Genomic DNA, 13,326 nt, shown 5'->3' on the forward strand with positions numbered 1-13,326 from the left:
TGTCTTTCTAGGCGTCCTGCACCGGGCCCCGGCGCAGGACCAGCGCCGCGTTGGAGCCCATGAGTCCCCGGCTGAGGACCAGGGCCGTGCGCAGCTCGGCCGGGCGCGCCGTGGCGGTCACCAGGTCGATGTCGTGGCAGATGTCGAAGACGCCCGGCGTCGGCGGGATCTGCCCGTGCTCCATGGCCTGCACCGCGGCCACGATGTCCAGCAGGGGCGCGCCGCAGTACGACCGTCCGATGCCGGCCTTGGGGGCCGTGACCGGCACACGCGTGCCGTGCGGGCCGAGGGCGTCGGCGAGGGCGAGGGCCTCGGCGCGGTCGGCCTCGGGGACGCCCATCGCGTCGGCGAAGACCACGTCGATCTCCTCCGGTGCGCAGCTTGCCTCGTCGAGGGCGCCGCGGATGGCGTGCGCGAGCCCCTCCCGGGACCGGTCCCAGCGCGAGGCGCCGGTGAATGTGGCGGCGTGTCCGGCCACGGTGGCGCGCACGACCGTGTCCCGGCGCCGGGCCCGCTCCAGGTCCTCCACGACCAGCACCGCACCGCCCTCGGCGGGTACGAAGCCGCAGGCCGCCGAGGTGAAGGGGCGGTAGGCACGGGTCGGGTCCTCGACGGTGCTGAGCTCGCGGTAGCCGAGCTGGCAGACCCCCGAGTACGGGGCGAGCGGCGCCTCGGCCGCGCCGACCACGACCACGTCCGTGCCGCGATGCACGGCCCGGGCGGCGTGCGCGACGGCGTCCAGGCCGCCCGCCTCGTCGCTGGCCACCACGCCACAGGGGCCCTTGAAGCCCTTGCGGATGGAGATCTGGCCGGTGCTGGCCGCGTAGAACCAGGCGATGGACTGGTAGGGCCCGACGAACCGGGAGCCCTGTCCCCACAGCTTCTGGAGTTCGCGCTGGCCGAACTCACCGCCGCCGGACCCGGCCGCGGTGACGACTCCGACGGTGTACGGCGCGTCGGCCCAGGCGCTCTCGCTCAGCCCCGCGTCCTTCAGGGCGGCGTCGGCGGCCGCGAGCGCGAAGTGGGTGAACTTGTCGGTCTGGACGAGGAAGGTCTCCTCGATCAGGGCCGTCGGGTCGAATCCCCGGACCTCACCGGCCACCCGGAGCGGCAGATGCTCGCAGCCCTCCCGGGTGACCCGGTCCAGGACGCTCGCGCCCTCCTTGACGTTCTTCCAGTACGTGTCGGCGTGCAGGCCGTTGGGCGCGACCACGCCGACGCCCGTGACTGCGGTCTGCCGGGCGCGTGGACCACTCATCGTCGTCTCCTCCCACTCGGCCCCGTCAGGAGCACCGCGGACTGGAACCCGCCGAAGCCGCTGCCCACCGAGAGCACGTTGTCGAGCCGGCGGGAGCGTGCGGTGCGCGGGACGTAGTCCAGGTCGCACTCGGGGTCCGGGGTCTCGTAGTTGGCCGTCGGCGGCACCACCTGCCGGGCCAGCGCGAGCACACAGGCCACGACCTCGATCGCGCCGATCGCGCCGAGCGAGTGGCCCACCATGGACTTGATGGAGCTCATGGGCGTCTCGTAGGCGTGCGAGCCCAGGGACTTCTTCACGGCGGCGGTCTCGTGCCGGTCGTTCTGGCGGGTGCCGGAGCCGTGCGCGTTGACGTAGTCGATCTCGGTGGGGTCCACGCGCGCGTGGTCGAGCGTTTCGTCGATGGCCCTCGCCATCTCCAGGCCCTCACTGGTCAGACCGGTCATGTGATAGGCGTTGCCGAAGGTGGCGTAGCCGCCGATCTCGCAGTAGACGTGCGCGCCGCGCGCTCGGGCGTGCTCCAGGTCCTCCAGTACGAGGACGGCCGCGCCCTCGCCCATCACGAAGCCGTCGCGGTGGGCGTCGAAGGGGCGGGAGGCGTGCTCCGGGTCGTCGTTGTTGGGCGACGTGGCCTTGATGGCGTCGAAGCAGGCCATGGTGATCGGGGAGATCGGGGAGTCCGAGGCCCCGGCGAGGCAGATGTCGGCGCGGCCCTCCTCGATGGTGTGGAAGGCGTAGCCCACGGCGTCGAGTCCGGAGGTGCAGCCGGTGGACACGGTCTGCACCGGGCCCTGGGCGCCGAACCGTTCGGCGACGTCGGCCGCCAGCGTGCTGGGCGAGAACGCCCGGTGAAGCTGCGGCTCGGCGGCGCGGTGGTCGACGTCCCAGCGCTGTCCGCCCGCGCTGACCAGGACGTAGTCGTGCTCCAGCCGGGTGGTGCCGCCCACCGCGCTGCCCAGGGACACGGCCACGCGCCAGGGGTCCTCGGCGGCGAAGTCGACGCCGCTGTCGGTCACGGCCTCCTGGGCGGCGACCAGGGCGAACTGTATGTACCGGTCGGCGCGTTCGACGACGTTCGCGTCGAGGCCGTGGGCGAGCGGGTCGAAGTCGCACTCGGCGGCTATCCGCGAGCGCAGGCCCTCGGGGTCGAACAGGGTGATGCCGCGGGTCGCCGTACGGCCGTCGGACAGCAGGTCCCAGAACGCCGGGACCCCGATCCCGCCGGGGGCGACCACGCCTATGCCGGTGACCGCCACGCGCCGCCGGGTCATGACAGCACCCCTGGGCGTTCCGGCTGCGCGCCCTCCGCCTGGACGAGCGGGTAGGGCTTGATGTCGTCGCTGATCTCGGGGGCCTCGGTGTCGACGTGGCCGAGCTTGGGGTTCGGCGCCAGCGGGCCCAGGTGGAAGACCATCCGGGCCTCCTCGTCACCGACGTTGCGGAAGCGGTGCCGCATGTCGATGGGGATCATGAGGCCCTGGTCGGCACCGAGGGGAACCGTTTCGCCGTCCAGGTCGACCTCCAGTCGGCCCTCGACGACGTACACGAACTCCTCGGAGTAGGGGTGGTAGTGCTCGCTGATGCGTTCGCCGGGCCGCATGATGGCCAGGCCCATGAAGCCGCTCGTCGCACCCACCGAGACAGGGGTGAGCAGGGTGCGAATGTCGCCGCCGCGCTTGCGGTTGGGCTCGATCTCGTTGAGGTCCACGACGCGCGGGCGCATCTTGTCCATGGTTCTGTCTCCAGGTCGTTCGATGAGGTGTCGGTCCCCGCGCCGTCAGGACTGCGCGGCCCTGCGGTCGGTGATCAGCGCCATGTCGGCGTGCGCCAGGAGGCGGTTGGCGTCCCGTGCGCCGGTGAGCGGCCCGGTGATGCCGAGCGCCTCGCCGTCGAGCAGACGCGCCAGGACGGCGGCCTTCCTGGGGCCGTGGATACCGAGCGCCATCACCGGATCGGTCTCGGGATCACCCTGTACGTCGATGAGGCGGACGACGATGTCCTCGCGCTGGAAGACGGTGCTGCGGTGCACCGGGGACGCGGGGTCGGCCGCGGCCGCCTCGTCCTGCCGGGCGAGCAACTTGGCCAGCGCCATCCCGCAGCCCTGTTTGGCCGGGTAGTACAGGGCCTTGCGGCGCAGTTCGCCGGGTTCCGGGCCGCCGCGCGCCACGTGGTGGACGGGCGGCGTGGCGGCACGGATGAAGAAGTTCCGCGCGGACTCGGGATCGGTCAGGTCCCGGTCCTGCTCCAGATACGGGTTGATGGCCTCCTCGACGGCCCGCACCTCGGGCTGGCGGGAGACGTGGCGCAGCGCCGCGGTCAGGTCGCCCTCGACCTCGACGGTGCGCACGACCCGGTTGCCGTGCATGAACAGGGTGGTGCGGCGCAGCCGTGTGGTGGCGTCGACGCGGGCCTCGGGCGGCGCGTAGCCGGCGAGGATCTCGGCGACCTTGGACTCGGAGCCGGGCTTGACGGTGAAGGTCAGGGCATGGCGGATCACGCCGTCGCCCTCGCGCGGCGCCGACAGGAGCGCGCCTGCCCGCGGGCGGTCGCCGCCGGTCTCACGGACGATGCCGTAGCGCATCGAGCGCAGCTCCCGGACGCAGCTCTGCAACGGCCGGACCGTCTCCAGATGCTCGTCGCTGTTCACCCAGGCGAGGTACGGCGGGGCCGTCTCCCATTCGCTCGTGATGATCCACTGGGAGGGGTTCTCCACGGACTGGCACAACTGGTCACCGAGGTGACCGGGCACCGAGGCGACACGGTCACGCATCTGCTCGTACGCGTCCAGGAACTGTTGCTGGGCACCCTCGTGGAGGTCGACGAGCAGGAGGACGCGCATCCTGGAGCCGTCGAACGCCGACTGGGACGTGTAGGGCGAAGTGGTCATCCGGCAGACCCTTCCTTCGCGGGAGCAAGTGGCGGCCGTCCCTGTCCACCAGCGCGAACGCGGGTTTCGGCCCTTGAGCCTTCATCGTGGGTCAGGGCCTTGGGGTCCGCGAGCCACGCGGGCCAATTGAGGGAACTGCCCGCCGGGCAAGCCGGGATACGTTCGCACCAGCACAGCCGGATGACGTCGAGCGCCTGCTGACGCCCGGCCCCACAAACGCCGAAGTCCCCGCTCATCACGGGGACTTGAGACAGGCACGGGCCGCGGGGCCGCCGGACGGCTCCCGCGCCCGCCTACTCGGCGAGGTGACGCTCGACCGTCTCCACCTTGGAGGTCAGGCCGTCCGTCACGCCGGGGCGGATGTCCGCCTTGAGGACCAGGGACACCCGCGGCGCCCGCGCCTCGACGGCGGCGACGGCACGCCGGACGACGTCCATGACCTCGTCCCAGTCACCCTCGATCGAGGTGAACATCGCGTCGGTGCGGTTGGGCAGACCCGACTCGCGGACCACACGGACGGCGTCGGCGACGTACTCCCCCACGTCCTCGCCGACGCCGAGCGGCGTCACGGAAAACGCGACGATCATGCGCCCACGATTCCTTCCTTGCGGGCGCGGGAGGCGATGACCGCGTCCTCGGCCTCCCGCTTGAGCTTGCGGTCGGCGAAGAAGCCGCCGGTCGGCAGGACGGAGAGGACGAAGTAGAGGGCCGCGGTCTTCAGCGGCCACTTGGCGCGGTTCCAGGCGTCCGCCCAGAAGATCACGTACAGGACGAAGAGCACGCCGTGGACCATGCCCATCACGGGCACCGCGTTGAAGTCCGTGGTCCGCTTCAGCACCGAGCAGACGAGCAGGAGCAGGAACGACACCGCCTCGGGGGCCGAGACGAGGCGCAGGCGGCGGAGGGCGGTGGCGGTCTTGATGTCCACAGGTCACCTTCGATGGGTTGGGTGGGAGCGACGTCGGTCGGCTCGGCTCAGCTTGTGAACGCAAGCACAAACGTCCAGCCATTGTGGCAAACCCCGGCGGGTGCTCCGGGCCCGGGGTCCGGCTGCGCGCGGGCACGGCGTTCGTCCGGCCACGGCGGGACGAAACGCACCGAGCGCGGACCTAAGGGTCTCGTCAGGGGTGAAGTCAACCTTTGGGATCTGTCGGTGGCGGCCCCGGGCGGTTTACCTTCGCTGCGTGGCGATGTTCCGACTCCAGGGCAGCAAGGTGCTCGCCGTCGACATGACCGGAGACGCCGTGAAGGCGAAGAACGGCTCGATGGTCGCGTACGACGGGCAGATGGCCTTCAAGAAGATGAGCGGCGGCGGTGAGGGTCTGCGCGGCATGGTGACCCGGCGCCTGACCGGTGAGCAGATGACGGTGATGGAGGTGAAGGGGCACGGGACGTGCTGGTTCGCCGACCGCGCCTCCGAGATCAACCTCGTGAACCTCCAGGGCGACAAGCTGTACGTCGAGTCGAGCAACCTGCTCGCGACCGACGCCGGGCTGCGCACCGGCACGTCCTTCACGGGGCTGCGCGGCGCCTCCCAGGGCAACGGCCTGTTCACCACCACCGTCGAAGGGCACGGGCAGGCGGCGATCATGTCGGACGGACCGGCCGTGGTGCTGCGGGTCAGCGCGCAGTACCCGCTGACCGTCGACCCGGGGGCCTATGTGGCCCACCAGGGAAACCTGCGGCAGTCCTTCCAGTCCGGTGTGACGTTCCGCACGCTCATGGGCGAGGGCGGCGGCGAGGCCTTCCAGATCCGGTTCGAGGGGGACGGTCTGGTGTACGTACAGCCGAGCGAGCGGAACACGATCGCGGGGGACGTGTGACATGGCCTTCCGCGAGATCAACTCCAAGATGGTCGAGGCGACGGTCACGCCCGGCCAGAAGCTGTTCAGCCAGCGCGGCGCGATGCTCGCCTACAAGGGCGAGGTGTCCTTCACCCCCAGCATGGCGGGCGGCCAGGGCGGGATCATGTCGATGATCGGGCGCCGGGTGGCGAACGAGGACACCCCCCTGATGACCGTCGAGGGCAGCGGCACCGTGCTCTTCGGGCACGGCGGCCACCATGTGCAGGTGATCCACCTCGCCGGCGACACCCTGTGCGTCGAGGCGGACCGCCTCCTCGCCTTCGAGGGCACCCTCCACCAGGGCACGATGTTCCTCGGTTCGCAGGGCGGCGTCATGGGCATGGTCCGCGGCCAGGTCTCCGGTCAGGGCCTGTTCACCACCACCCTCAAGGGGCACGGCGCGGTGGCGGTCATGGCGCACGGCGGCGTCTTCGAGATCCCGATCACCCCCCAGCGCCCGGTCCACGTCGACCCCCAGGCCTACGTCGCCCACCACGGCGACGTGCGCAACAAGCTGTCCACCGCGCTCGGCTGGCGCGACATGGTGGGCCGCGGCTCCGGCGAGGCCTTCCAGTTGGAGCTCAGCGGCAGCGGTGCCGTCTACGTCCAGGCGTCGGAGGAAAAGCTGTGAGCACCTACGGAACTCCCGGCGGCCCCACGGTCCTCGACCCGGCGTCGCTGCCCTCCGACGACAACGTCAACGCCTACACCTTCTGCGTGGAACTCAAGGGAAGCCAGTGGTTCCTGCAGAAGGGGAAGATGATCGCCTACTACGGCTCGATCGACTTCAACGGCGTCGGACACGGTCGACTCGACCGACTTGTCCGTACGTCCTTTCATTCGCCACTGCACGCGAGCGACTGGGTCGTGGCGGAGGGCTCCGGCAAGATGCTGCTGGCCGACCGGGCCTTCGACGTGAATTCGTACGACCTCGAAGAGGGCAACCTGACCATTCGCTCGGGCAACCTGCTCGCTTTTCAGCCAACTCTTGCACTCAAGCAATCAATCGTGCCGGGATTTCTGACACTCATCGGAACCGGAAAGTTCGTGGCTGCATCTAACGGGCCGGTGGTGTTCATGGAACCCCCGATCCGGGTGGACCCCCAGGCGCTCGTCGGCTGGGCCGACTGCCCCTCGCCGTGCCACCACTACGACCATGGCTACATGACCGGCGTGATGGGCGGTCTACGTGCACTGACGGGCCTCGGCGGGGCCTCCGGGGAGGAGCATCAGTTCGAGTTCGTCGGAGCCGGCACCGTCCTGCTCCAGTCGACCGAGACCCTCATGGCCGAGCAGGCCACGGGGGCGGTCCCGCCGGACGCCGGAGTGCCCGGTGGCGGGGGGTCGCACACAGGGCCTTCACAACAGGCCGGGGTACCGCGCCTTCCCGGACAGCTCGGAGACCTCCAGCGTCGCTTCGGGCTGTGAGCGGTAGTCTGCGGAGTGTGACATCGAACGTGTGAGCACACAGCCTTCATGCGAACGTGTCATAGATAACCCTCACTAGTTCGCCTTTCAACTTCTTAGGTAGACTTCATTCATGGAGACCGAGACGGCCACTCGCTGGCTGACCGATGCGGAGCAGTGCGCCTGGCGCACCCACCTGGAGGTCAACAGGCTGTTGACGTACCAGCTCGAGAAGGACCTGCAGCCGTTCGGCCTGACTATGAACGACTACGAGATCCTGGTGAACCTCTCCGAGTCGGACGACGTACGGATGCGGATGAGCGACCTCGCCTCCGCCACCTTGCAGTCCAAGAGCCGCCTCTCCCACCAGATCACCAGGATGGAGAACGCGAACCTGGTCCGGCGTGAGAACTGTGAGTCCGACCGCCGCGGGCTCTACGCGGTCCTCACCGATCACGGCATGGAGACGATGCAGAAGGTCGCGCCGCACCACGTGGCGTCCGTCCGCCGGCACTTCATCGACCTGCTCTCCCCCGAATCCCTGGCAGAGCTCGACAAGGCCCTCAAGCCGATCGCGGAGCACCTGCGCGGCCAGCGGGGACGTCCGTAACCCGGGCGGACCCCATGGCACCGGGGAACCCGGCGCCTACTGAGCCTGCGGCAGGCGGAGTTCGAACAGGGCTCCGCCCGCCGGCGCCCGGCCCACGGTGAGCGTGCCCCCGTGCCGTACGGCCACGTCACGGGCGATGGCAAGACCCAGCCCGGCCCCGCCGTCGTCACGGCTGCGGGCCTCGTCGAGCCGGACGAACCGCTCGAAGATCCGCTCCCGGTCGGCCTCGGCCACCCCCTCCCCGTCGTCGGCGACCGCCACGACGACCCACTCCCCTTCCGTACGCACGGTCACGGTGACCGCCGAGCGTGCGTGCCGCCGGGCGTTGTCCAGCAGGTTGGTGAGCACCCTGCCCACCTGCCCCCGCGACCCGGCCACCCGCGCGGACCGCGCCTCGACCGTCACACCCGCCCGCCCCTCGGCCTGCTCACGGGCCAGCGCTGCGAGGTCGAACCGGGCGTCTGCCGGCCGCTCCCCCGCGTCCAGACGGGCGAGCAGCAGCAGGTCGGCGGCCAGGCCCTGGAGCCGTACGGTGTCCTCCACCGCTCCGTCGAGGTCGAGCAGCTCGGGATGCGCGACGCCCACCTCCAGTTGGGTGCGCAGGGAGGCGATCGGGCTGCGCAGCTCGTGCGAGGCGTCGGCGACGAAGCGGCGCTGGCGCTCCACCGAGGTCTGCAGGGCGGCCAGGGTCTCGTTCGTGGTCAGCGCGAGGCGGGCGACCTCGTCGTGCGTGCCCGGCACCGGCACCCGGCGTGCGAGGTCCTCGGATGCGGTGATCGCCGCCATCTCGCCGCGGATGCCCTCGACCGGGCGCAGGGCGCGCCTGGTGACCAGCCAGGTGACGCCGGCGACGACGCCCAGCAGCAGCGGGAAGCCGATGAGCATGACGGTGAACGCGGTGTTCACGGCACTCTGCTCGGCGTCCAGCGAACCACCCGCGTAGACGGTCAGCCGCCCGCGGTCGCCGGCCTTCACGGGGACGGCGGCGAAGCGGTAGTCGGCGGTTTCACCGTCGATCGTCGCGGAGCCGTCGCTGAACTCGGTGCCCTCGCCGATCTCGCCGGGCTCGCCCTGGGCGCTGTCGTCGTCCGCGTCGTCGTCGGAGTCCTCGCCGCCTGTACCGCTCGTGCCGCCCGACTGCGGCCGCGGCTTCACCGCGTCGGTGGCCGTACCGCTGATCCGCTCCAGGTCCTCACTGGCCGCGACCAGCGTGCCGTTCGCGTCGACGACCTGGACCGGGCCGTCGTCGTCCAGGTCGAGCCGGTCGTAGGCCTTCCCGGCGGCAAGCTGGGCGACGACGTTCTGCGCGGTGCGCTGCGCCTCGTTGCCCGCCTGTTCCATCAGGTTGGACCGCAGCGACAGCAGCACCGCGGCGCCGGCCGCGACCAGCGCCACGGCGACGACGAGGGTGGCGCCGAGCGTGGCTCTGGACCGGACCGAGCCGAAGAGCCTTCTCATCGCTCCTTCTCCAGCCGGTAACCGGCACCGCGCACCGTCCGGATCAGCCCGGGGCGCAGCTTGCGCCGCAGGGTGCTGACGTACACCTCGACGATGTTGGGATCGCCCTCGTATGCGAAGTCCCAGACGTGCTCCAGGATCCCGGCCTTGGACACCACCTCGCCGGCCCGCGTCACGAGCTGCTCCAGGACGGAGAACTCCTTGGTGGTGAGCGTCACTTCGCCATCGCCGAGAAAGACCCGGCGGGCGGCGGTGTCGACCTTGAGGTCACCGACGACGTGCACGGGAGAAGCGCCGGCGCCCTGGCCGCCGCGCCGCAGCAGCGCCTTGACGCGGGCGACGAGGACGACGTACGAGAACGGCTTGGTGAGGTAGTCGTCGGCGCCGGTGTCCAGCCCCTCCGCCTCGTCGTACTCGCCGTCCTTGGCGGTGAGCATCAGGATCGGCACCTCGTGGCCGGCGGCGCGCAGGGCGGCGCACACGCGGTAGCCGTTCATGCCGGGCAGCATGATGTCGAGGATCACGAGGTCGTACGAGCCCTCCGAGGCCCGGTACAGCCCCTCGCGGCCGTCGTGGACGACGTCCACCGCGTATCCCTCGGCGGTCAGCCCCTTGGCCAGCGACAGGGCCAGCCGCTTCTCGTCCTCCACGATCAACAGGCGCATGCGTAAAGGTTCGCAAAGCCAAGCTGAAGATCTCTTCAGGGTCCTTCAGGTTCCCCTCAGCGTCTGTTCGGCAGATTGAGCGGTGTCGAAACGAGAACGACTCGGGAGGAACCGGGATGAAGCGCAACATCGTCATCGCCACCGTCGCAGCCGCGGCCCTGATCGGGGGCGGCACCGTCGCGGCCTACGCCGCCGCCGATGACGACGACGGCTCGGCCACGCAGCGGCAGTCGAGCGTCCGGATCGCCGATGACCGGGACGACAGCGCGGACGACCGGGACGACGACAGCATCGAGGTCCGTTCGGACGCCGCCACCGCGAAGGTCACCGCCGCCGATGCCATCGCCGCCGCGCTGAAGCACACGCCGGGCACGGCCGTCGGCGCCGACCTGGACGACGACGGCTCCGGCGTGTGGGAGGTGAGCGTCGTCAAGGGCGACGGCACCGACCACGACGTCAGGGTCTCCGCGAGCGACGGCAAGGTCCTCGGCGACCGGCGCGACGACGATGACGACGACGCCCGCGAGGACCTGGCCGCGCTGAAGGGCGCGGACGTCGACGCCCGCGAGGCCGCCGTCGCCGCGGCGGCCAAGGGCACCGTCACCGAGGTCGACCTCGACGACGACGGCCCCGCGGCCTGGAGCGTGCAGACCACCAAGGGCGAGTGGAAGGTCGGCCTGGGGACGGGCAAGGTCACCCAGGACCACGACGACCGCGACGGCGACGACGACTGAGGTCGGACCGTCACACGAGGGGTACGGGAACTCCCGTACCCCTCTTGCGTTGCGCACCCCGCGCCACGGCCGTCGCCGTCAGCAGCATCACACCCCCGGTCAGCGCGAAGCACACCCCCGCGGGCAGCCACCCGGCGAGCACACCGGCCGCCGCGGCACCGGCCGTACCGCCCGCGTTGACGGCCGTGTTGACCCAGGCCCCGGCCCGGACCCGGGCCTCGGGCGCGGCGGTCTCGTCGGCGATGAGATACGCGGTCGTGATCAGCGGGGACACGAAGACACCGGCGACCGCGACCGCCACGGCGAGGGTGCCCAGCCCCTGGGCCAGTGCGGCGCCGCACAGCGCCAGCCCCAGTCCGGCGGCCTGCGCGGCCAGCCGGGTCCCGGCGGCGGACCGCCACGTCACGGCCCCGTTGAGCAGTCCGCCGACGGCGCTTCCGGCGGACAGCGCGGCGAGCACCCAGGCGGCGCTGCCCGCGCCGTGGCCGCTCCCTTCGGCGAAGGCGACGACCAGCAGATCGAGCACGCCCAGGGCGAGGCCGACGCCCGCGGCGGCGAGCACCGGCCGCCCGAGCCCGCGCAGCACCTTCCGCCCGGCCGCACCCGGCCCCGCCTCGCGCCCGCCGGCCGGCACCGCGCGCACGACGGGCGACGCCACGAACCCGGCCGTTCCCGCCACCATCAGCCCCGCCCCGACGAGCACCCCGACCGTCGGCGCGGCGAACCCGACGAGCACGCCCACCAGCAATGGCCCGGAGACGAAGAGCAGTTCCTCCGCGACGGCGTCGAGGCTGTAGGCCCGCTGCAGCAGCGCCCGGTCCGGGGCCAGCCGCCCCCACACGGCACGCATGGTGGGCCCGAGCGGCGGAGTGCAGGCACCGGCGAAGGCGGTCACGGTGCCGAGGACCAGCGGCGAGGCGAGACCCGGCCGCCACACGAGCACCGCCAGCAGCGCGAGCAGCGCCGAGTGGGCCGCGACCATCGGCACGAGCGCCCGGCGCGGCCCGTGCCGGTCGATCAGAGCCGCCCGCGCGGGCGACAGGAAGACGCTGGTACCGGAGAACAGCGCCATGACGACGCCGACCACCGCGTACGACCCGCAGGCCCGGGTCACCGCGAGCATCACGGACAGCGGGGCGACACCGTACGACAGCCTGCCGAGCAGGGCGGCGGCGAAGGTTCGGCGGGCATGGGGGATCCGGAGAACGGCGGCATACGAAGGCCGCGCCACAGATGTGGAAGACACGGGGGTTCCTCGACTCGAGGCGGAAAAGGGGACGCCGAAGCGCCACGCCGGTCACGACCGAGGGGCCGTGCACCGTACGCGGGCGAGGCGTGCCCTATGCCAAGAGGAGGTACATGTGGATCAACCTAGCAACGCAACCCCGGAGTTGACCACGCCTTTGAGGGGCGCGGGGAACTGCGCGACCGGCCACGACGAACCAGCGGACGAATGACGACACATCGCGGCGCTTTCAAAAGCCCTCAGGCCTGAGTGAGCCCCGCCACCAGTTCGTCCGCCGCACGATAGGGGTCCAGCTCCCCGGCGACGATCTTCTCCGCCAGTGCCGTGAGACGGCGGTCACCATGCAGGTCGGCGATCCGCTCCCGCAGGGCGGTGACGGCGATGGTCTCCACCTCGCGGGCGGCGCGGGCGCGGCGGCGCTCGGCCAGGACTCCGCGCTCCTCCATCCAGGCCCGGTGCTTCTCCAGGGCCTCCACGACCTCGTCGATGCCCTCGGCACGGGCGGCGACCGTCTTCACGATCGGCGGGCGCCAGTCGCCGGGGCCGCGGGACTCGCCGAGGCCGAGCATGTGGTTGAGCTCGCGGGCGGTGGCGTCGGCCCCGTCGCGGTCCGCCTTGTTGACGACGTACACGTCGCCGATCTCCAGGATTCCGGCCTTCGCCGCCTGGATGCCGTCGCCCATGCCGGGGGCCAGCAGGACGACGGAGGTGTCGGCCTGGGAGGCGATCTCGACCTCCGACTGGCCCACACCCACCGTCTCGACCAGGACGACGTCGCAGCCGGCCGCGTCCAGGACGCGGATCGCCTGCGGGGCGGCCCAGGCGAGGCCGCCCAGATGGCCCCGGGTCGCCATCGAGCGGATGTAGACGCCGGGGTCGGAGGCGTGATCCGACATCCGGACCCGGTCGCCGAGCAGGGCACCGCCCGAGAACGGCGAGGACGGGTCGACGGCCAGGACGCCGACCCGCTTGCCCTGCTTGCGGTACGCGGTCACCAGGGCGGAGGTGGACGTCGACTTGCCGACGCCCGGGGAGCCGGTCAGGCCCACGACGTAGGCGTTGCCCGTCAGTGGGGCCAGCGCCGCCATCACCTCCCGGAGCTGCGGGGACGCCCCCTCCACCAGGGAGATCAGCCGGGCCACGGCCCGCGGCCGGCCTTCCCTGGCCTGGGCCACCAGGGTGGAGACGTCCTGCATCACAGCTCCGTTCGCAAAGAG

At 71.5% G+C, this 13,326-nt stretch carries 15 protein-coding genes; 5 read left to right on the forward strand and 10 right to left on the reverse strand.

Going from position 1 to position 13,326, the window contains the following annotated elements; genetic code table 11:
• Window positions 1-7: 7 nt before the first annotated feature.
• From ACZ69Q_RS20870 to ACZ69Q_RS20895, 6 genes are all read right to left on the reverse strand, one after another.
• The gene (locus ACZ69Q_RS20870; RefSeq protein WP_471043843.1) at window positions 8-1,258 is read right to left on the reverse strand and encodes a beta-ketoacyl synthase N-terminal-like domain-containing protein; all 1,251 of its coding nucleotides are present in this window, start codon (window positions 1,256-1,258) and stop codon (window positions 8-10) included.
• Window positions 1,255-2,529, reverse strand: a complete 1,275-nt coding sequence (locus tag ACZ69Q_RS20875) for a beta-ketoacyl-[acyl-carrier-protein] synthase family protein (RefSeq protein WP_471043845.1) — start codon at window positions 2,527-2,529, stop codon at window positions 1,255-1,257. Before ACZ69Q_RS20875 ends, ACZ69Q_RS20870 begins: the two co-directional genes overlap by 4 nt.
• Window positions 2,526-2,990, reverse strand: a complete 465-nt coding sequence (locus ACZ69Q_RS20880; RefSeq protein ID WP_471043847.1) for a cupin domain-containing protein — start codon at window positions 2,988-2,990, stop codon at window positions 2,526-2,528. Before ACZ69Q_RS20880 ends, ACZ69Q_RS20875 begins: the two co-directional genes overlap by 4 nt.
• A 45-nt stretch (window positions 2,991-3,035) precedes the next feature.
• Window positions 3,036-4,145 (reverse strand): SchA/CurD-like domain-containing protein, encoded by a 1,110-nt coding sequence (locus ACZ69Q_RS20885; protein WP_471043850.1) that lies wholly within the window; start codon window positions 4,143-4,145, stop codon window positions 3,036-3,038.
• A 293-nt stretch (window positions 4,146-4,438) separates the two neighbouring features.
• On the reverse strand, window positions 4,439-4,732 hold the full coding sequence (locus ACZ69Q_RS20890) for an MTH1187 family thiamine-binding protein (RefSeq protein WP_125524876.1): 294 nt from the start codon (window positions 4,730-4,732) through the stop codon (window positions 4,439-4,441).
• Window positions 4,729-5,073, reverse strand: a complete 345-nt coding sequence (locus ACZ69Q_RS20895) for a DUF3817 domain-containing protein (protein WP_351191897.1) — start codon at window positions 5,071-5,073, stop codon at window positions 4,729-4,731. The genes ACZ69Q_RS20890 and ACZ69Q_RS20895 overlap by 4 nt, the downstream gene beginning before the upstream one ends.
• Before the next feature lie 262 nt (window positions 5,074-5,335).
• Here ACZ69Q_RS20895 and ACZ69Q_RS20900 point away from each other — a divergent pair, with 262 nt between their 5' ends.
• The 4 genes from ACZ69Q_RS20900 (at window position 5,336) to ACZ69Q_RS20915 (ending at window position 8,006) form a co-directional block, all read left to right on the forward strand.
• Window positions 5,336-5,968, forward strand: coding sequence for an AIM24 family protein (locus tag ACZ69Q_RS20900; protein WP_471044674.1), 633 nt, complete (start codon window positions 5,336-5,338; stop codon window positions 5,966-5,968).
• Window position 5,969: 1 nt separating this feature from the next.
• Window positions 5,970-6,620 carry an AIM24 family protein gene (locus tag ACZ69Q_RS20905; protein ID WP_471043853.1) on the forward strand — a complete coding sequence of 217 codons (651 nt, stop codon included), beginning with the start codon at window positions 5,970-5,972 and terminating at the stop codon, window positions 6,618-6,620.
• Window positions 6,617-7,417 carry an AIM24 family protein gene (locus tag ACZ69Q_RS20910; protein ID WP_471043855.1) on the forward strand — a complete coding sequence of 267 codons (801 nt, stop codon included), beginning with the start codon at window positions 6,617-6,619 and terminating at the stop codon, window positions 7,415-7,417. Before ACZ69Q_RS20905 ends, ACZ69Q_RS20910 begins: the two co-directional genes overlap by 4 nt.
• A gap of 112 nt (window positions 7,418-7,529) precedes the next feature.
• Complete coding sequence (locus ACZ69Q_RS20915) at window positions 7,530-8,006, forward strand: MarR family winged helix-turn-helix transcriptional regulator (protein ID WP_471043858.1); 477 nt, start codon at window positions 7,530-7,532, stop codon at window positions 8,004-8,006.
• 36 nt (window positions 8,007-8,042) lie between these two features.
• Here the strand turns inward: ACZ69Q_RS20915 and ACZ69Q_RS20920 are convergent, their stop codons facing one another.
• Window positions 8,043-9,464: a sensor histidine kinase gene (locus ACZ69Q_RS20920; RefSeq protein WP_471043861.1), complete on the reverse strand. Its 1,422-nt coding sequence runs from the start codon at window positions 9,462-9,464 to the stop codon at window positions 8,043-8,045.
• A complete protein-coding gene (locus tag ACZ69Q_RS20925; RefSeq protein WP_471043863.1) occupies window positions 9,461-10,129 on the reverse strand; it encodes a response regulator transcription factor in 669 nt (222 codons plus the stop codon). The genes ACZ69Q_RS20920 and ACZ69Q_RS20925 overlap by 4 nt, the downstream gene beginning before the upstream one ends.
• A gap of 116 nt (window positions 10,130-10,245) precedes the next feature.
• Between ACZ69Q_RS20925 and ACZ69Q_RS20930 the strand changes: the two genes are divergently transcribed.
• Window positions 10,246-10,863 carry a PepSY domain-containing protein gene (locus tag ACZ69Q_RS20930; protein WP_471043866.1) on the forward strand — a complete coding sequence of 206 codons (618 nt, stop codon included), beginning with the start codon at window positions 10,246-10,248 and terminating at the stop codon, window positions 10,861-10,863.
• A 10-nt stretch (window positions 10,864-10,873) separates the two neighbouring features.
• Here ACZ69Q_RS20930 and ACZ69Q_RS20935 read toward each other — a convergent pair whose 3' ends face one another.
• Entirely contained in the window at window positions 10,874-12,109 is a 1,236-nt protein-coding gene (locus ACZ69Q_RS20935) for an MFS transporter (protein WP_471043868.1), read from the reverse strand.
• 239 nt (window positions 12,110-12,348) lie between these two features.
• Complete coding sequence (gene meaB / locus ACZ69Q_RS20940) at window positions 12,349-13,305, reverse strand: methylmalonyl Co-A mutase-associated GTPase MeaB (protein WP_471043871.1); 957 nt, start codon at window positions 13,303-13,305, stop codon at window positions 12,349-12,351.
• Window positions 13,306-13,326: the final 21 nt, after the last annotated feature.

It is taken from the genome of Streptomyces sp. NPDC036764 (genome assembly GCF_055609385.1).